An 18,838-nucleotide genomic window follows, 5' to 3' on the forward strand; every position below is an offset into this window, starting at 1 on the left:
GCGAGCAGTGGGCGTGCGTCAGGGCTGTATGCGCTCCAGGTCCGCAAGGAGGCTGGGGTGCGTCGGCTGCCATCCGAGAGCGGTGCGGGTGTGGGCGCTGGACGCCGGCTGGTCCATGGCGAAGATCGGGCCGAACGGACCGAAGGTCTCCTGCGGAACCTCCTTGACCGGCAGACTCAGTCGCCGGCCGATGACTGTGGCGATGTCCAGCACCGCATCCCCCTCGTCGCTGACGGCGTGCCAGGCCGTGCCCGCCGGTGCCGACTCGAGGGCCAGACGGAACAGTACCGCTGCGTCGAGTGCGTGCACGGCCGGCCAGCGCTGGGTGCCGTCGCCCGGATAGCCGGACACCCCGCTACGGCGTGCCGCGTCGACCAGTAGACCGGCGAATCCACCCTGTCCCTCGTTGTGCACCGTACGAGGCATACGGACGGCCACACTCCGCACACCGCGCGAGGCGAGCTCCAGCAGTGCCGTGACCGAACGGCCGCGGCCGGCCACCGGCCCCTCGGTCGGCAGCGGATCGGCCTCGGTGGAGGCGCGTCCCGGCACCCAGGGCGTACCCGAGACGGTGACGATCGGGCGGTCACTGCCGATGAGCTCCTCCCCCAGCGCGGCGAGAGCGGCGCTCTCCTCGGCGATGGCCCGGGTGAGCGCGTCCGGACTGCTGAAGTCGTGTCCGAACGCCAGGCTGATCACACCGTCGCACTGCGCAGCGCCGGACCGCAGAACGTCGAGGTCCGCCAGCTCTCCCCGCAGCACCTTGGCGCCGGCGCTCTCCAGAGCCTGCGCCGAGCTGTCCGAACGAGCCAATGCGAGGACGGTGTGGCCGTTGCCGAGCAGTTCGGCGACGACGGCGGAACCGATGGTGCCGGTGCCGCCGGTGATGAAGACATGCATGCGTGCTCCCTGAAGAGTGATGGGACTCTTGTCCCGTCACCGACGATACATGGTGACGGGACAGGAGTCCCATCACCTATCCTGGTCTCATGGCTAGATGGCAACCGGGTGCGACCCAGCGACTCGTCGTCGCGGCCGTCGACCTGTTCACCGAGCAGGGGTACGACGCCACCACCGTGACGCAGATCGCCGAACGCGCCGGCGTCACCAAGAGCACCTTCTTCCGGCACTTCTCCGACAAGCGCGAGCTCCTGGTGGCCGGCCAGGAGACGCTCAGCAGGCTGCTCGCCGACGGCATCACCGAAGCACCCGCAAGCGCCACCCCGCTTCAGGCGGTGGCAGCCGGCCTGGAGCGCGCATCGAGCGCCATGGGTCCGACGAACCGTGAACTCGGCCCGCGCATCAAGGCAGCCGTGGCCGCCAGCACCGAGCTCCAGGAGCGGGACGCGCTCAAGAGCGTCGGTCTCGCGGCCGCCATGACAGACTCCCTCATCGCCCGCGGCGTACCCGAGCCCACGGCGCATCTGGCGGGCGAACTGGGAGTCCTCGCGTTCAAACGGGGCTACGCCCAGTGGTCCGAAGGCGATCGCGACGACGCGGACGGGCTCGCGCCACATGCACTGGCAGCCCTGGAAGACCTGCGCGCGGCGACGGCTTCTCTGGGCTGATCGATACCGCTCGGCGGGCAGTCCTGCGGCACGCCGTCACCTTCCGCCCGACGGCCAACGAAAGATCGCTGTTCCGTCTTGTGTGTCCCTCAGCACGACGCGGTCGCCCAGATCCTGCTCTGTTGCATGCTGTCCGGACGGAGGTAGCGGGCATGTTGCCCAGCGGACTCGGAGGTCGGTGGACATCACGTTCCGTCTGCCTTCACCGCCGGCTCGATCGACGGACAGTTTGATCCGTCAATTCTGGTCGGGGCCGGCTGTCCGCCCCTCCGGGCGCGGAACAGGTTCAGCAACCCAACTGGCCAGCAGCCCGAGAGCTTGCTGGTCTGAGCTGTCCGAGGCTGGAGTGAGCAGGTGAAGGTGTACATCGGGATCATCGGCGGGCGTGAAAATCTGGCCGCTGAGCGTGAAGTCGCCGACGAGCGGATGGCGGAATCGGGTGGCACTGCGAACACAGGCGGTGACCTCGTGCCGGGCCCACCAGCGGCGAAAGTCTTCGCTGTACAGGGACAGTTCACCCACGAGGGCGGGCAGTGCGGGGTCGGTTCGGTGACGACCGGTGTAGAGATGGAGAGAGGCCACCGTGCTGCGGGCCGCTTTCTCCCAGTCAGGTAGCTGGGCGCGCGCTTCGGGGTCGAGGAAGAGGTAGCGAGCCATGTTGCGTTCGCGCACGGGCCGGGCCTCGAAGTCGGTGAACAGCATGCGGGCCAGGCGGTTGACGGCAAGCACATCGGTGCGGCGGCCCAGAATCATGGCCGGGATGTCGTTCAGACGGTCCAGCATGAGACGCAAGGAGGAATCCAGGCGCTGTGGCGCACGGGAAGCGTCCTCCGAGGCCGATCGGGGGTTCCGCGCGAGGACATACAGGTGGGCGCGCTCGGCTGGGTCGAGTCGGAGAGCACCGGCGACGGCAGCCAGGACACTTTCGGAGACGTTCTGGGTGCGGCCGCGTTCCAGGCGCACGTAGTAGTCGACACTGACTCCCGCCAGTCGTGCGACCTCTTCACGGCGCAGACCGGGCACGCGGCGGATGCCCGGGGCGGGCGGCAACCCCGCGTCCTCAGGAGAAAGTCGGGCCCGGCGCGTCCGCAGGAAGTCCTGCAGCTCGTTGTTCCCGTGGCGGCCGCCTGCCCCTGCGCTGCTCATGTCTTTCAGACTACGGCGACGGCACCATCGGGCGCGTTCCTCGAGGGGTTCTGGCGGTACCCCTCTGGCGACAGTGTCCGCTGTGATCTACGTGCTTTCGTGGAAGAGCGCTGGGTGACCTCCCGCGCCAACTGCACGCCGTATCGAGGAGCACATCATGGCAACGTCACTTCGGGTCGGCGACATCACCGTCACCGCGCTCAACGACGGGGTGAGCCACCTTCCCCCCATGTTCTATCCGGGCCTGTCCTCCGCGGACCAGCGAGACTTGCTTGAAGGAGACGGCACATACCACATCCCCGCGGGATGCTTCCTGATCCAGGGCGCTGATTTCACGGTCCTGGTCGATGCCGGTACCGGTCCGCAGAGCATGCCTTTCCCCGCTGAGCTGGCGGCCGCCGCCGGCTTGGATCCCGCTCCGGCGTTCCTCGCGGTCGGCGGAGCGCTGCCTGACGAACTGGCGGCGGTAGGCACAGCGCCGGAGGACATCACCACCGTCTTCCTCACCCATCTGCACGCCGACCACGTCGGGTGGGTGGCTCCTGGCGGCAAGCCGTTCTTCTCGAACGCCGAGGTGCTCTACGGCGCCGCCGACTGGGATGCCCTGATCGCTCCGGCCCCGGTTGGTGATCCGGCCCGTTCCGTCATGGAGGCCGCCGCAGCCGCCGGCATCCTGCGGCCGGTAGGCACTCCCTCGGTGGAGGTCGTTCCTGGGGTCATCGCCCATCACGCTCCTGGACACACTCCAGGTCACTACATGGTGCAGATCGCGGACGGCGGTCAGGAGGCGTACCTGCTCGGCGACGCCGTCCACCACCCTCTCCAGCTCAGTGACTCCGGCATTTCCTTCTTCGCCGACGTCGACGCCACACGCGCTCTGGAAACCCGTGAGGAACTCTTCGCCCGTTTCGCCGGACGGGACATCGCCCTCGGCATGGACCATTTCCCGGGACTGCACTTCCAGCGCATCAATGAGGCTGAGGATGGGCGGGCCTGGACCGCGGTGTGAGGCAGGTGTCGAGCACTGCCCTCGAACGTCCCCGTCACCAGTCCGGCCTGGGCGGTGTCGGTCATGCCCCCGGCGCGAAGTGGTGCGGTGCGGATACCGGCAGGATCACCTCAGCCTCTCCCCGTTCCGGCCATCCAGCACCTTTTGGAGATCGGTCAACCTTCCCGCCACTCGGACACCCGAGGCCATCATCTACGCAAGACCTCAATCCGGACCGCGCCCCGCTCCCGTAAATCTGCAATCAGGGGTGTCCCGCCCTCTGCAGTCACGCGGGACAGGTCGCCGTCCGGGCCGAAAACTCGCGGCCGGTATCCGGACCGCCGGCGGGAGCCTGTCGCCGCGCCGCAGCCGGGACACATGAGACCGTTCCCGCCGCGCCGGTTGTCGGATCCATGGAGCAACGGGCGGGCTGCACAGCACCCAGGGACAGGAGGACGCGGACCCCCTCGCGCCCTTTCCCCGTCCCTGCCCAGCCGCAGAACCGCATGCCATCGGAGACGATCCACGGCTGAGGCGTGGTGCTGCCCCACGCACCACGGTGGACGACACCCGGACCGACACAGGACGACCTCATGCAGACGCCCAGGCGGACGCGCTTGCACGGACGGGGAATATGTTCGCGTTCGCCCGGACGTCGGGTTTCGGGACGTCCGGCGCCAGGTCAGCCGGTTAGGTGCGGCTGCGGCGCGGGCGGGGCGCTGGTGTGCCGCACACGAAGCTCCATGGAGATGTAGTGCGGTTCGGTGTCGTCGCCCCCGGTCATCAGGACTTCCAGGCTCCGGGCTGCCCGGGTACCGAGTTCGTCCCGGGCCATGGACGCGGTGGTGAGCCTGCGTGAACCGGGCAGATCATCGAGGGAGATGTCGTCACAGCCGATCACCGACATGTCCTCGGGGATGCGCAGCCCTGACTCCTCCAGCGCGGCCATGACGCCGGTCGCCACCAGGTCGTTGTAGGCGACGGCGGCGGTCACGCCAGCGGCCCGCAGCGCGTCCGCAGACTCGTAGCCCTGTCGTGCTGTGTGGCCGCAGGGGATAACCGTGACCTCCATGCCGAACGCGGCGGCTGCATCGAAGGCGCGAATCCGTTCCGCGTTGGCCCAGGACGCCTCGGGGCCGCTGAGATAGGCAACGCGTCGGTGGCCGAGCTGGGCGAGATGACCGCAGACCAGGTTCATTCCGCCATAGAAGTCGGCGGAGACGGAGGGTACGCCAAGGCCGGGCACGATTCGGTTGACGAGCACGAGCGGACGGCCGCTAAGGGCCAGGTCGACGATGGCGGCCCGGGCCATGCGGGGCGAGCAGAGCAGTACGCCGTCACAGCAGCGCATCAGATCCTCGGCCAGTTCGGGCTCGCTGGCCGGGTCCTCGTCCGATTCCATCACCATCACCCGCCGCCCGTGCGAACGGGCCACGGCCGAGACGGACTTGAGTACGTCGGGGAAGTACGGGTTGGCCAGGTCAGGGACGAGGACTCCGATGGCACCCGCCTCACCACGGGCCAGCCCCTGTGCAGCAGCGTTGGGACGGTAGCCGAGCTCGGCGACCGCGTTCTGCACCCGGCTCGCGAGTTCTGGGTCGACGCGGGCCGTGCCGTTGAGGACCCGGGAGACGGTGGAGGTGGATACCCCTGCCGCCGCACCGACGTCGGTGATCGTGACTCGTCGCCTGCGCTCTCCCTTGCGCGCAGCGGGGACCTGCCCAACACCCTGGACGCCGGACCTGTCACCTGCGGCCGGTTCTGCGGCCGCTTTCGTGTCCTCCGTCATGTCCGGCACCTTCGAAGTAGCCAATCCCAGCTCCCAGTCACCCATGGTCTCTCACCAGCGTAGATCGTGCGGCGGTCAGCGCGTCAAGGGCGTGGCCCCCGCCTCCGCCAGCAGCGCGCGTAGATGCCCGACATCCCGGCGGACGGCCGCGGAGGAGTCGTTGGTGGCGTAGTGGACGTGCAACGAGAGCGGGCCGGTGTACCCGGCTCCGGTGAGCCCGGCGAGGAGCGCGGGCCAGGGCACCACGCCACCGTGAGCGAACGGCTGCCACCGGCACGTCCAGTCCTCGGGCGAACCGCCCTGTTCCCAGACGGCGTTCTTCACACCGACACAGCCGATCCGGTCGACTCCCCCGATGGTGTCGAGCGTGAGCCGCCAGTCCTCGCTGCCTTCTTTGGCCTGGTTGCCGGGATCGGGGTGGATCAGCACGTCGTCGCGGTCGGGCAGCAGCCGCATCGCATGTGCGGCCGAGGGGTGAAGGGTGCCGTGGTGAAGTGCGAGCACGGGCCGCACACCGTGGCGGGCAGCCAGATCAGCCAATCCGGCGAGGTCACGACGGGCCCGGTCCAGGGCGGAGGCGTAGTGGGATCCAGCCTCGTAACGGTAGAAGCCAACCCGCACACTGGTCAGGCCCTGCTCGGCGCAGTACCCGAGGAGGCGGTCGGCCACCGGGCCCGCGCAGGTCAGGTCCGTGCTCAAGAAACCGATTTCACAGCCGTTCTCACGCAGAACCCGTGCCGTGTCGACGATTCGCTCCGGGGTGTCCGGTGTGACGGTCTGACCATCCCTCACGAGCAGGTCGGCACCATCCGCCCCGACGCGGACCAGGCGTTCAGCCAGTATGGCTGGTGCCAAGGGGCCGAATGGTTTGGTGAGGACGAGGACTCGCACGTCGTGCTCCGTTTCTGATCGACCAGCGAACACTGCGGACCGGACTGCCGCTCCCTGTGAAAGCGCTCCCTCAAATTACATCGCGCTGAGTCACAGGTCGATGGATTTGCTTATAGTCCCTGTTCACGGGGCTTACCGTACGCATGGGGCTCTCAAGATCCACTACTTCACCCCGTGAAAACGCTTGCTTACGTCGCCTTCTGACCTTAACGTCAACCGCGCCTCGGTCCGGACCAGCACGGCAGCCAGGGCGGGCAGAGCCGCCACCCCCGAGAGAGCAGGAGCCGAGCATGTACACAGGAATCGCACCCAGAACATCCCGGGTCGGCAGGATGGCGCTCGCGTCCCTGCTGGTGGGGCCGCTCCTCGCGGCGTGCGGTGGAGGCTCCGGCGACTCCGGCACCACCCTCAAGGTCTGGGACTACTCCGCGGAACAGACGGACTTCCACAAGCAGGTCGCGGCCGAGTTCCACCGGCAGCACCCGGACATCACCCTCGAATGGCAGTCGATCGCGCAGGAGGAGTACAAGCGGACGCTGCCACTGGCCTTCCAGAGCGGTCAGGGCCCCGACGTCTTCTACTGGAGCGACAACGGCCCGCTGGCCATGTCCCAGCTCCTCGACCAGAAGTGGATCCAGCCCCTCAACGGAGGAGCTACTCTCCCCGCGGCCTTCACCAAGCGCTGGCCGCAAGGCTCCTTCACGGAAGGCGTCAACCAACTCGACGGCAAGACCTACGCGTTCCCCTTCTCGGAAGGCAACTACTGGGGGCCGGGTTACCTGTACCTCAACAACAAGGTGTTCAAGGACGCGGGACTGCAGACCGCGCGACCGCCGAAGACCTGGTCCGACCTGAAGAGCGCCTGCGCGGCCATCAAGAGGAAGACGAAGGCCTACTGCATCGCCGCGCCCAGCAAGGACGTGGACCTGCAGCGCACGTTCTACGCACTCGCCGCCGGTGAGTACACCGTCAACGACTGGTTCTTCGACTACAAGCGAGGCATGTTCTCGCTCAACACACCCCAGGCGCAGAAGGTGTTCTCCTTCATCCAGGAGCTCAAGGAGGACGGCTACCTGGCTCCCGGGAACAACGACAAGAACTTCACCCGGCAGCAGTTCGCCGCAGGCCAGGCCGGCATCACCATGGACGGCACCTGGCTCCCCTCAGTACTCAGGACCCTGGGCCTGGACGCCTCCGGGTACACAGTCACAGCCCACCCCGTGCCCGACAGCGGCCCCAAGGGTGCTCTGTGGAGCCAGCCCGACGGCAACAAGTACTGGGTGAGCGCCAAGTCAAAGCAGGCCAAGGCTGCGTATACGTTCCTCGACTGGATGACCGAGCCCGATGGCTACTTCACCAAGGAGTACCTGAAGGGCGGATTCGGCACCCTGGCCTTCGCGGACAACGCCCGTTACATCAAGGACCCGGCCATCCGGCAGATCATGAAGATCGCGGACGCCCGTTCCTACCGGGTCAAGCTGCCGCTCCCGGTCGCCAAGTGTCCCGACCTCGTGAAGTCCAAGGCCTACGTCAAGGCCATCGGCGAGCGGCCCACCTGGGAGTACGAGGCGATGTCCGGCGCTCTGAACTCGGGCGACGCACTGAAGCCCGAGGCCGATCGAATCGTCGCCAAGCGCCAACAGACGCTCGAGAGCGAGCTCAAAAAGGAAGCGAACAAGGGCCTGAAGGTCTCCATCGACTGCTTCACCTTTCCGGACTGGTCGTACACCGCCGACTACGAACCGGCCGAGTAGCCGCACGCCCAGCAAACCGGAACAGGCAAGCACACAAAGGACGTCTCATGGCTCTAGCGCCCCCCGGCCCACGCCCATCCGACGCGACGCCGCCCCCTACATCCGAGGCCCGCCCCGCCAAAGCGGAGCACAGCTCCGGGTCCGCGAGTCCGCCCGAGGACAACCGCGAACGCGCCAGCGGGCGCGACCGGTTGTGGGTGGCCCTCTTCCTCTTGCCCTTCCTCGTCCTCTACCTGGGCTTCACCCTCTGGCCGCTGCTGGCGACCGTCTACTACTCCTTCTTCGACTGGTCCGGCAACGGGCCGCTGGACAACTTCGTCGGCGGTGACAACTACACCCGGCTCCTCGGCGACCCGCTCTTCTGGCAGGCCGTCGTCAACACCCTGGTGTTCGCAGTCGGGACAACCCTGATCAAGCTCCCGCTCTCGCTCCTGGCAGCGCTGGTGATGACCCAAAAGTGGCTGCGGGCGAAGAAGGCGCTGCGGACCGTCTTCTTCGCGCCACTGATCATCCCCGTCGCCATGGCCGGCCTGATCTTCACCTACCTGCTCAACCCGTCCAACGGCGCACTCAACTCCGCACTGCAGGGCCTCGGCCTCACTGACGGCACCACCGACGTCTTCTCCAGCCGCTGGTCCGCGATGCTCACATTGATCCTGATCTCCGTCTGGCAGGTGTTCGGCCAGTACATGATCTACTGGATGGCGGCGCTGCAGAACGTCCCCGATGAGCTGTACGAGGCCGCGGACCTGGACGGCGCCTCCGAGTGGCACAAGCTCACCCGGATCACCCTGCCGCTGATCCGCCCCGTGGCCGTCGTCATCGTGATGCTGGCCCTGGTCAACGCCATGCACGTGTTCGGCCTGATTGTCACCCTCACCGGCGGCGGCCCCGGCACCGACACCTACGTGGTCTCGTACTTCATCTACAGGCAGGCCTTCGGCTCGATCCCCTTCGCCTACGGATACGCGTCGGCCGCTGCGCTGCTCTTCTCCGTGATGGCCTTCCTCCTCGTCACTGGCCAGGGACTGTTCGTGCGCCGGGCGCAGAAACTACGTAAGGAGTACGGGGTCTGATGTCCCAGGCAGAACTCTCCCGTCCCGGAAAGTCCCCCGTGGACGAGCGGCGGTCCCCCCGCACCAGACGGATCTCACGAGGCGCGCGCGGCAATCTCGTCGCCCTGCCCCTGCTGATCGTGATCGGCCTCCTGTGGGTCTATCCGTTCCTCTGGGTCGTCACCGGGGCCTTCAAAACGCAGGCGGGCCTCTTCACCGGCGGCGCGAGCCTCATGCCGGACCAATGGAACTTCGACAACTTCCAGCGGGCGTGGGTGGACGCCGGATTCTCCAAGTACTTCTTCAACACCGTTCTGTACGCCGTCGTATCGACCCTCGTCGAACTGTTCAAGTCAGCCCTGTGCGGCTACATCCTCGCCCGTTACGACTTTCCCGGCCGCAAGGCCCTGCACCGGCTGATCGTGGCTACCCTCTTCGTGCCGGTGGCGTCCATCATCATTCCGCAGTTCGTGCTCGTGGACAGCCTCGGCCTGCTGAACACCCGGGCGGGCGTCATCCTGGCCATGTCCGGTGCGGCGGGCGCCCTTTACGTACTGCTCTTCGTCGGATTCTTCTCAGGAGTGCCGAAGGACCTGTTCGACGCGGCAAAACTCGACGGTGCCGGATTCCTGCGGACTTTTCTCCTGGTCCTGCCGCTCGCCAAACCCGTCATCGCGGTCGTCGTCATCTTCCAGTTCATCAGCAACTGGAACGAGTTCAACATCCCGCTGGTGTTCACCCTGGGCCAGCCGGACCTGCAGAACCTGGCGGTCGGAATGCTGTCCTTCAAGGGCGAACACTCCGTGGACTGGACCGGATTCGCCGCCGGCATGACGTTGTCCGTCATTCCGATGCTGATCGTCTTCATCGTCTTCCAGAGCTACTTCGTGCGCGGTCTGGCCGGCGCCACCAAGGAGTGATCCCGTGACGATTGAGCCATCCGGCTCCGCCGATCTCAACGGCGCCTTCGCCTACACCTGGGACCTGGTGGGCGACCCGGAGGCCGCCGAGCGCATCGCCGCCCTCGGAGTGGGCGCGGTCGTCCTCCAGGCCGCCTACCACTCCGTCCGCGCCATGACCCCGTTCCACCCGGTGCACCGCACCGTGCACGCCACCCACGCAGCGGCGTATTTCGCTTTCGATGACAGCCGGTGGAGCGGCCGTCGGCTGCGGCCGCTCGCGCCCGGCTGGGCCGTCGACACCCGGGACCGCTTCGGCACGGCTGCCGCCGCCCTACGCGCCCAGGGGCTGCGGGTCGAGGCCTGGCTCGTCCTCACCCACAGCTCCGCGGCCGGGACCGGCGCCCCCGACTTGTCGGTGCACAACGCCTACGGCGAGCGCTACACGTACGCCCTGTGCCCTGCACAGCCCGAGGTCGCCGACTACGCCGTCGAGCTGGTCCGCGCCTTCGTCGAACGCCACGAGGCGGCGACGGCACCGTCCCTGATGCTGGAGGCTTGCGGCTGGCTGGGCTTCGAGCACGGCAGCCACCACGAGAAGACCGCCGGCGCCGACCTCGGCCGCGGCTGTCGCGACCTTCTGTCGGTGTGTCTGTGCCCGGCCTGCCGCAAGGGTATCGAGGCTGCCGGCGCCGATCCTGGCGCGCTTGCGAGCGCTGTGCGACGCAGCGTCGACGCAGAGCTGAGGGACGGCATCCGCGCCCCGGACACCCTCGCCGCGACTCTCGGCGACGGGGCCACCAAGGCACTGCTGCGCCATCGGCAGTCGGTGATCGAGGATCTGACCCGCCGGATCGCCGAGGTGGCGTCCGACCGCGAACTCCTCCTCATGGCAGACGGAAACCCCCAGATCACCGGCCCCGACACGGGAGTTGACCTGGGCCGGTTCGACGGCCGGGCCACCGCCGTTGTCGTCAAGTGCTGGGACGACATCGACCGGTCGGTGGCGCGTGTCAAGAAAGCCATCCGCGACAGCCCGCGGCCCGTCATCGCCAACGTGTCGGTGGTGGACGAAGAGCCCGCCCACCTCGCCGCACGGGTGGCACGCCTCAGAGACGCCGGAGTGCGGTCCGTTCGCTACTACCACGCGGGCCTCGCCTCACCAGCCCGTCTGCGCGCCCTGCGTGGCGCGGAAACCGCCCGAACAACAGAGGGAGCAGCGTGACCCACCAGCAGCTCAACGGTCTGTACGTCATGGATCCGGAGCGGTTCGACGACGTGTACGGCCCGGCCGAACGCGCCAAGATCGAACGGTACGTCAACGTCACCAGGCCGCCCTGCTCGGCCGACGACCTGCCCTCCGACGCACTGGAGGACGTCGACGTCCTCCTCACGAGTTGGGGCGCCCCGCGTCTCACCGCCGACCTCCTGGACCGCGCGCCCCGTCTCCGCCTCGTGCTGTATGCCGCCGGGTCGGTCCGCCCCCTCGTCACCGAGGCGTCCTGGCAGCGCGGGGTACGCGTCGCCTCCGCCGGCCCGGTCATCGCCGAAAAGGTCGCCGACTTCGCCTGCTCCCAGATCCTGTTCGCCCTCAAGCACGGCTGGCGCTACGTCCTCACCTCCCGCCGCACCGCCGCAGCCGCCGTCCGCCGGAGCGAACCGGGCAGTGCCGGCACCGTCGGACTCGTCTCCCTCGGCGCCACCGGACGGGCCACCGCACGCCAACTGCTCCGGCACGGGGTACGCGTCCTCGGTCACGACCCGTACGTGCCCGACGCCGAGGCCCGCTCCTGGGGTGTCGAACCCGCCACACTGGAACAGGTTTTCGCCGAGAGCGATGTCGTCAGCCTGCACGCCCCGCTGCTCGACAGCACCCGCCGCATGGTCGACGAGACTCTGCTGCGCTCCATGCGCTTTGACGCCACCTTGGTCAACACCGCACGCGGTGGGCTCGTCGACGAGGACGCGCTGGTGGTTGTGCTCAGGGAGCGCCCCGACCTGTTCGCGGTACTCGATGTCACCGATCCCGAACCGGCTGTGCCCGGCTCCCCGCTGTTCACACTGGACAACGTGGTGGTCACTCCCCACCTCGCGGGGAGTCTCGGTCTCGAACGGCGCCTGCTCGGCCGGGCGATGGCCGAGGACCTGGCCCAGTACGTCGCCGGAGCGCCTCTACGCCACGAGGTCAGCGCCACGTCCCTGGAGCACGCCGCATGACCGCCGCGCCGCTCACCCTCGTGATGGTGCCGCCGCTGCCGGACGAGACCCGCACCTGGCCCGGCCGGCTGGCCGGCACCGTCCCCGAGATCATGGTGCTGTGCCCCGAAAGCCCCGCGGACGTGGCCGAGGCTCTCACCACCGCCGAAGCCGCATACGGCACCCTCACCCCCGAACTCCTCGGCCGCGCAAAGCGGTTGAGGTGGCTCCAGGCCCCCCAGGCCGGCCCGCCGCCCGGCTTCTACCACCCGGACCTGGTCCGGCACCCGGTCCAGGTCACCAATATGCGGGACACCTACACCGACCATGTCGCCGCACACACCATGGCCCTGGTGCTGGCCCTCGCCCGCCAACTCCCGCACTACGTAAGGAATCAGGCACACGCGCAGTGGGAGCCCGACTGGTCCGACGGGGCGGTCGTACCGCTCGGCGAGGCACGGGCACTGGTGGTCGGCGCGGGTGCCGTGGGAGCCGAGACCGGACGGCTGCTCGCAGCGTTCGGCACCCGGGTGGAAGGCATCGACCCCCGCGTGACCATCGCCCCACCCGGCTTTGAGCGAGTACTGACGCCCGACCACCTCGACCGGGCGCTCCCCCAGGCCGACATCGTGGTCCTCACCGTGCCCCACACGCCGCACACGGAGGGACTGATGGACACACGCAGGCTCGCCCTGATGAAGGACGGGGCCTGTCTCGTCAACGTGGGCCGCGGCCCCACCGTCCGTCTCGACGACCTGGTCGCGACGCTGGAGACCGGTCGGCTGCGGGGTGTGGCGCTGGATGTGATGGAACGGGAACCGCTCCCCCCGGACCACCCTCTGTGGCGCCACCCCAGGGTCATGATCACCCCACACGTGGGAGGCGCCGGCCCGCACGCCGCCGAGCGCCGGTTCGAGGTGCTCGTCGAGAACGCACGACGGTTCGTCGCCGGACAGCCGCTCATCAACGTCGTGGACAAGACACAATGGTTCTGACAGACACCGCCGCGGGCTCCCCCGCCGACGCCGCGCAGTCCAGCGTCACCGTCGACCGGATCGAGACCTTCACCGTCGCCCTTCCCACCTTGCGGGACTTCGCGGTCGCAGGCGGCACGGTCACTACCCAGGGACAGCCGGCCGTCCGGGTGCTCGTCAAGCTCACCGCCTCAGACGGCAGCACCGGATGGGGTGAAGCCACCCCGATCCCCTCCTGGACGTACGAAACCACCGAGTCCATCGAATCGACGCTCACCTACTACCTCGCGCCCGCCGCAAGGGGACTCCCGCTCTGGGACCTCGACGGGCTGGTACGAGTCCTCGACAACACCCTGCGCCGGGGCTGGTCCAATGGCATGCCGTTGGCCCGCGCAGCCCTGGACGTCGCCTGGCACGACGCCCTCGCCCGCTCACGCGGCGTGAGCCTCGGCGAACTGTGGGGCAGACGCCGCCACGACGCCATCGACCTCTGCTGGATCGCCACCGGTGCCACCCCCGACGACCTCGCCGAATCTGTCGCAGAGGGCCACGAGCACGGATATCGGCACTTCAAGATCAAGACCGGTCTCGAGCCAGGACAGGACGAAGCCCTCGAAGCCGCGCGCGTTCGGGCCGTACGGGAGGCGGCTCCCGACGCACGGCTGATCGTGGACGCCAACCAGGCCGGCACCCAGGACTCCGCCCTGCGTCTGGCCCGGCTACTGGAGCCGTACGACGTCGTTGCGCTCGAACAGCCCCTGCCCGCCAACGACATCGAGGGACTGCGCCGCCTGCGCGACCTCAGCCCTGTTCCGATCGCCGTGGACGAGAGCCTGCGCCACCCCACGGATCTCGCTTCCTTTGTCCGCAGGGGGGCCATCGGGACCGCCGTGGCCAAGGTACAGCGATGCGGCGGACTCACCCTCTCCCTGCGCCAGTGCCAGCTCGCCGAGGACTGCGGCGTCGCCCTCATGGGGTCGGGGCTGACCGAGTCCGACATCGGACTCGCCGCCTCGCTCCACCTGTTCGCGGCCTACGACCTCGTCGCCCCCGCCGACCTCAACGGCCGGCAGTTCCTGAGCAGCCCCTACGCCACCGGCCCCGCAATCCGGGTGCGCGACGGGGTGGCCGAGGTGCCGACCGGCCCCGGCCTCGGAATCGGCATCGACGAAGGGAGGGTTCGAGAGCTCGTCCGCTGAGCCGCACACATCCAAGTAGGAGCCGCACATGAACCAGCACGTCCCCTCCCGCCGGAACTCCCGACGCGCCCTTGCTTTCGTCGCCGCGCCCGCGCTCGCCGCAGGGCTGCTGGCGTCGGTGCAGAGCGCGTCGGCCGCACCCGTCACCAAGAAGCCCGCAGCCTGCCCCGCACCGGCCGCCGCCATCGGACTGAGCACCGCCTGGAAGCTGCAACTCCCCCTGCCCACCAGCACCGGCTCCCCACAGGAGGTCAAGCAGCCCGCCCTGGCGACCTACAGCAACGCCCCCTGGTTCACCACCAACTCCAGTTGCACCGCGATCCTGATGCGGGCCGCCGTCAACGGTGCCACCACCACCAACACCGGCTACCCGCGCTCCGAACTGCGCGAGATGACCGCGGACGGCTCGGCGAACGCAAGCTGGCCCTCCACGTCGGGCACCCACACCATGGTGTTCAACGAGGCCATCACCCATCTCCCCGCCGTGAAGCCGCATGTGATGGCCAGCCAGATCCACGACTCCGTCAGCGACGTCACGTCGTTCCGTCTGGAGGGCTCCAGCCTGTACATCACCTCGTACAACGACACCCACTACAAGCTGGTGACGTCCACGTACGCGCTGGGCACGCGCTTCCAGGGCAAGTTCGTGGTCCACGACGGACAGGTCGACGTCTACTACAACGGCAGCCAGCAGGCCACCGTCGCCGCCGAGTTCAGCAGCGGCTACTTCAAAACGGGCGACTACACCCAGGCGAACTGCAACAACTCCTCGCCGTGCAGCGCCTCCAACTACGGTGAGGTCGCCCTGTACGGCGTGCAGGTGACGCACAACTGAGACACGTCTGACCGTCTCAAGCACCGCGCAACCGGTGCGGCGGAATCGCAAGCCGCAACACACTGCACAGGGAGTCCACGCGGCTCGGTCAAACAGCAGACGGCGGACCGGACCTGATCAGCCGGTCCGCCGTTGAGCTGAGGGTGCCGACGTCAGTCGACGCACACGGGACCACGAGGCCGTGCCTGGGCCGGACGCCGTCACGGAAGCCGAACGCCCACCAGCGCGAACACCGCCACCCAGCCAGGTCACCTCCGTCCCCTCTCGCGGCTGGCCTGGCCCAGCTCTTCCGATCCCACCGGCGAAGGAGCCACCCCGCACATGCCCCGCACCCCTGCCGGAGACCGCGCGCACTGGGAGACCACCGCCGACCGACTGCTGCTCTCGGTACGGCCATTCGCCACCGAAGACCACGCCTTGATCAACCTGCCCGGTACCGCCAGCGCCAGCGGCCCTCTCAGCGACGGGCTCGAAGGCTTCGCCCGTACCTTCCTCCTTGCGGGCTTCCGGCTGGCCGGCTCCCAGGGCTCCGACCCGCACGACCTCGCCGGCTGGTACGCGCGCGGCCTGGACGCCGGCACCGACTCCACCAACCCCGGACGCTGGCCGACGTTTCCCGAGTGCAGGCAAGCCAAGGTCGAAGCCGCCTCGATCGCGCTCGCGCTGCATGAGACCCGGCCCTGGATCTGGGACCGGCTGGACGACCGGGTCAGACACAACACGCTCGACTGGCTGGCACAGATGGTGGGCAACGAGCTGGAGGGCAACAACTGGATCTGGTTCCAAGGTGTCACTCAGGCGTTCGCCCGCACCGCCGGAGGCAGGTGGAGCGCTGATGACCTGGACCGGATCATCGCTCTCACCGACGACTGGTATGCCGGAGAGGGCTGGTACTCCGACGGGCTCACCGGCGGTGAGCACCGCAACTACGACCACTACAACGGTTGGGCGATGCACCTGTACCCGTTGTGGTTCTGCCGCATCCTCGGTGACGCGGCACCCCCCGGTCTCCTGGACCGATACCGTGCCCGGCTGAGCCTGTTCCTTTCCGCCCAGCGACTGTTGATCGGCGCCAACGGCTCGCCCCTCATCCAAGGCCGGTCGCTCACGTACCGGCACGCCGCGCTCGCGTCCCTGTGGACCGGTGCCCTCTTCGATGCGACCCCACTGGCCCCGGGTGAGACACGAGCCGTCGCGAACCGGATGCTCGACCATTTCATCCGGCATGGTGCGGTCGACGAGCGCGGCCTGCTCACCCTGGGATGGCACAGGCCCTTCCGCGGAATCCTCCAGGCGTACTCCGGTCCGGCGTCCCCGTACTGGGCGGCCAAGGGGTTCATCGGGCTGACGCTGCCGCCCGGACATCCCGTGTGGACGGAGCCGGAGACGCCGCTCGCCGTCGAGGAGAAGGACTTCGGGCACGCGCTGACCGCTCCCGGTTGGCTGGTCTCCGGCACTCGAGCCGACGGCGTGGTGCGGGTGGTCCATCACGGAGGAGACCACAGCGATCCGTCCCGACTGAGTGCCGACGACCCGTGCTACGCGCGGTTCGCGTACTCCACGCACACGGCGCCGGAAACCCCCTGCGATCCCACGGCGGATATGGGTGCCTGTGCGCAGGTCGATCCACTCGACAATGCCGTGGTGCTGCTCGACGTGGATGGCCGCTCCTCCCACCGCCGCCCCTCGCACACGCTCTTCCTCGACGGCGCGACAGGCGTGTCCCGGTCGCGCGCGCACTGGCCGACCGATGCGAGCTGGGACCCCTTCGGCAAGCGGGAGACGGAGCACGTGCTGGGGCCATGGATCACTGTCGGCTCCTCGCTGCGGGGGGCGACGGAGATCCGTGCCGTACGGATCGACCCTGCCACGGCCGGGTCGAACGCTTCCGGGCACGTCCTGCGGATCGGCGGCTGGGCTCTCGCGGTGACCGACGACACCGCGGGTGAGGTGACCGGCGCCACGGCCCGCGTAGCGGGAGCGGACGGACTGGTCTCCCGTATCGACGGTCTGCACGGACTGCCACGCGCCCTTCTGGCCCGAGGAAGCGGCAGCAACGCGCTCGGCGAACGGTCCGTCACCCCGTACGTGGAATCTGACGGGGCGGTCGCCCACGGCACCGTTTACGTCGCGGGGATCCACCTCGGCGGCACAGACCCGGAGGACATGCCTCAGCTCGCGGCCCGCTCCGAGGACGGTGCGCTGCTGGTCGACGTGGTCTGGACGGACAACGTAATCGACACCATCCGCCTGCCGGCTCCGGAGCCGGTACATGACTGAGGAATGAAGATTTCGCGGCCGAATCGCAACCGGGTGACGCAGTCCTCCGTCCGGGTCCGGCATCGTCATCCGCCGGACCTGCACTTGGCGGCCGTCGGTCTCGTCCAGCCGTCGCTGCCGCACCACGGCGACCATCGTCACCCCCGTCGTTGCGGAGATGCAGGTCGGACAGGTCGTCCGTCCAGACGCGGGGATGCCTCGGACCGGGCGGCCCGACCGACGTGTTTCAGTCTTCGGACAGCGCTCGGAATGGGCATCGTGCTCCCGGCATCGTGTGCGGTACGGCCACAACGGGAGCATTTTTCGACACTCGTCACCTGGGCGCCCCGGACTGATTCGGGTGCACCCCCCTGATCGGCGACGGCACGTGCACATCGACGACCTGGCCGACTTGCACGTCCGCGTGCTGCTGACCGGGCGCGTCGGCTCGTACTGGAGCGCAGCCGATGGGCAGAACCCGATCGTGCGCGCCCTCGGCAAAGCCGCGTCCCGGCCGCGGGAGCGCTGGGTGCCGTGGTGCCGGAGCCTGCGGACAACATCGTCCAGCAGCTTGCGATCTTCGCGGAGGGGCTGTTGGGCAGCCAGTCGGCCACCAGCGCCAAGGCACGTAGGGGACTGGGCTGGAACCCGACCAGGCCTTGCCTGGTCGCCAGGCAGTTTCCTGCGGATCGCGACGCGGCCGACGTGGCTGATCTGACGGCATGTCCATCCCCTTGCGGTCCAGCGCCGCGGCGTTCGAGCAGGTTCTGGGCCGGCATGGCGTCGTGGCCGGCATCTGCACCATGGAGGCAGCATGGGCCGCCCTCGAGGAGTCCGTGCAGATGCCCGTCGAGGGGATTGAGAGTCCTGAGCACGACGGGGACAACTTCATCGTCGAGTGGGGCGTCTGGGACTGGACCGGGAATCGGCCTGCACTGTCTCCTGGCCAACTGCTGGCCGTCAACGAGCACGGCGACCGGCATGATCCGTACTGGCAGCCTCAGTACTGGAAGGTGGAGATGCAGGCGTGCTTCGCCGAGAACTCCACCTGGGCGGACCTGCATATCAGCAGCGGCGCTCGCTGAGACGCGCCGTTTCACCGTTGAGGACCCACTCCTCAGCCTCATAAGGCACTCCGCTCCGATCGACATCGCAGTCGCGCTCGACCCCGCAGGCTAGAGCGCCTTCGGGAGTCCTGGCCGACCAGAACAAGTTCCCGGGGGACCTCCGAGGAGGTGGATGGTGGCGGCTGGAACACCTCGGGGTCCCATAGCCCAAGCCATCG

16 protein-coding genes are annotated in these 18,838 nt (G+C 68.5%); 12 read left to right on the top strand and 4 right to left on the bottom strand.

The features are described 5' to 3' along the window. Window positions 1-18 precede the first annotated feature (18 nt). Complete coding sequence (locus tag ACZ66S_RS36310) at window positions 19-900, bottom strand: SDR family oxidoreductase (protein ID WP_469905832.1); 882 nt, start codon at window positions 898-900, stop codon at window positions 19-21. Window positions 901-989: 89 nt separating this feature from the next. Here ACZ66S_RS36310 and ACZ66S_RS36315 point away from each other — a divergent pair, with 89 nt between their 5' ends. Beyond that, window positions 990-1,568 carry a TetR/AcrR family transcriptional regulator gene (locus ACZ66S_RS36315; RefSeq protein WP_469905833.1) on the top strand — a complete coding sequence of 193 codons (579 nt, stop codon included), beginning with the start codon at window positions 990-992 and terminating at the stop codon, window positions 1,566-1,568. Window positions 1,569-1,805: 237 nt separating this feature from the next. Here ACZ66S_RS36315 and ACZ66S_RS36320 read toward each other — a convergent pair whose 3' ends face one another. Next, on the bottom strand, window positions 1,806-2,714 hold the full coding sequence (locus ACZ66S_RS36320) for a helix-turn-helix transcriptional regulator (RefSeq protein WP_469905834.1): 909 nt from the start codon (window positions 2,712-2,714) through the stop codon (window positions 1,806-1,808). Window positions 2,715-2,943: 229 nt separating this feature from the next. Between ACZ66S_RS36320 and ACZ66S_RS36325 the strand changes: the two genes are divergently transcribed. Then, window positions 2,944-3,723 (top strand): MBL fold metallo-hydrolase, encoded by a 780-nt coding sequence (locus ACZ66S_RS36325; RefSeq protein ID WP_469905835.1) that lies wholly within the window; start codon window positions 2,944-2,946, stop codon window positions 3,721-3,723. Window positions 3,724-4,384: 661 nt separating this feature from the next. Here the strand turns inward: ACZ66S_RS36325 and ACZ66S_RS36330 are convergent. Continuing rightward, a complete protein-coding gene (locus tag ACZ66S_RS36330; protein WP_469905836.1) occupies window positions 4,385-5,536 on the bottom strand; it encodes a LacI family DNA-binding transcriptional regulator in 1,152 nt (383 codons plus the stop codon). A gap of 30 nt (window positions 5,537-5,566) precedes the next feature. After that, entirely contained in the window at window positions 5,567-6,382 is an 816-nt protein-coding gene (locus tag ACZ66S_RS36335; RefSeq protein WP_469905837.1) for a sugar phosphate isomerase/epimerase family protein, read from the bottom strand. Between the two features lie 290 nt (window positions 6,383-6,672). Between ACZ66S_RS36335 and ACZ66S_RS36340 the strand changes: the two genes are divergently transcribed. The 10 genes from ACZ66S_RS36340 to ACZ66S_RS36385 all read left to right on the top strand — a co-directional run bounded on the left by ACZ66S_RS36340 (window position 6,673) and on the right by ACZ66S_RS36385 (window position 18,638). After that, the gene (locus ACZ66S_RS36340; protein ID WP_469905838.1) at window positions 6,673-8,136 is read left to right on the top strand and encodes an ABC transporter substrate-binding protein; all 1,464 of its coding nucleotides are present in this window, start codon (window positions 6,673-6,675) and stop codon (window positions 8,134-8,136) included. Window positions 8,137-8,333: 197 nt separating this feature from the next. Continuing rightward, window positions 8,334-9,212, top strand: coding sequence for a carbohydrate ABC transporter permease (locus ACZ66S_RS36345; protein ID WP_469905839.1), 879 nt, complete (start codon window positions 8,334-8,336; stop codon window positions 9,210-9,212). After that, the gene (locus tag ACZ66S_RS36350) at window positions 9,212-10,111 is read left to right on the top strand and encodes a carbohydrate ABC transporter permease (RefSeq protein ID WP_469905840.1); all 900 of its coding nucleotides are present in this window, start codon (window positions 9,212-9,214) and stop codon (window positions 10,109-10,111) included. Before ACZ66S_RS36345 ends, ACZ66S_RS36350 begins: the two co-directional genes overlap by 1 nt. Window positions 10,112-10,115: 4 nt before the next feature. Further along, window positions 10,116-11,315, top strand: a complete 1,200-nt coding sequence (locus ACZ66S_RS36355) for a hypothetical protein (RefSeq protein WP_469905841.1) — start codon at window positions 10,116-10,118, stop codon at window positions 11,313-11,315. Then, window positions 11,312-12,307 (top strand): hydroxyacid dehydrogenase, encoded by a 996-nt coding sequence (locus tag ACZ66S_RS36360; RefSeq protein ID WP_469905842.1) that lies wholly within the window; start codon window positions 11,312-11,314, stop codon window positions 12,305-12,307. Before ACZ66S_RS36355 ends, ACZ66S_RS36360 begins: the two co-directional genes overlap by 4 nt. Beyond that, a complete protein-coding gene (locus ACZ66S_RS36365; RefSeq protein ID WP_469905843.1) occupies window positions 12,304-13,281 on the top strand; it encodes a D-2-hydroxyacid dehydrogenase in 978 nt (325 codons plus the stop codon). Before ACZ66S_RS36360 ends, ACZ66S_RS36365 begins: the two co-directional genes overlap by 4 nt. Beyond that, the gene (locus tag ACZ66S_RS36370) at window positions 13,272-14,459 is read left to right on the top strand and encodes a mandelate racemase/muconate lactonizing enzyme family protein (RefSeq protein ID WP_469905844.1); all 1,188 of its coding nucleotides are present in this window, start codon (window positions 13,272-13,274) and stop codon (window positions 14,457-14,459) included. The genes ACZ66S_RS36365 and ACZ66S_RS36370 overlap by 10 nt, the downstream gene beginning before the upstream one ends. Before the next feature lie 28 nt (window positions 14,460-14,487). Further along, window positions 14,488-15,294 carry a polysaccharide lyase family 7 protein gene (locus tag ACZ66S_RS36375; RefSeq protein WP_469905845.1) on the top strand — a complete coding sequence of 269 codons (807 nt, stop codon included), beginning with the start codon at window positions 14,488-14,490 and terminating at the stop codon, window positions 15,292-15,294. 321 nt (window positions 15,295-15,615) lie between these two features. After that, window positions 15,616-17,574 (top strand): DUF2264 domain-containing protein, encoded by a 1,959-nt coding sequence (locus ACZ66S_RS36380; protein ID WP_469905846.1) that lies wholly within the window; start codon window positions 15,616-15,618, stop codon window positions 17,572-17,574. A gap of 701 nt (window positions 17,575-18,275) precedes the next feature. Next, window positions 18,276-18,638, top strand: coding sequence for a hypothetical protein (locus ACZ66S_RS36385; protein WP_469905847.1), 363 nt, complete (start codon window positions 18,276-18,278; stop codon window positions 18,636-18,638). The last annotated feature ends 200 nt before the right edge of the window (window positions 18,639-18,838 follow it).

This window comes from Streptomyces sp. NPDC107471, assembly GCF_055582845.1.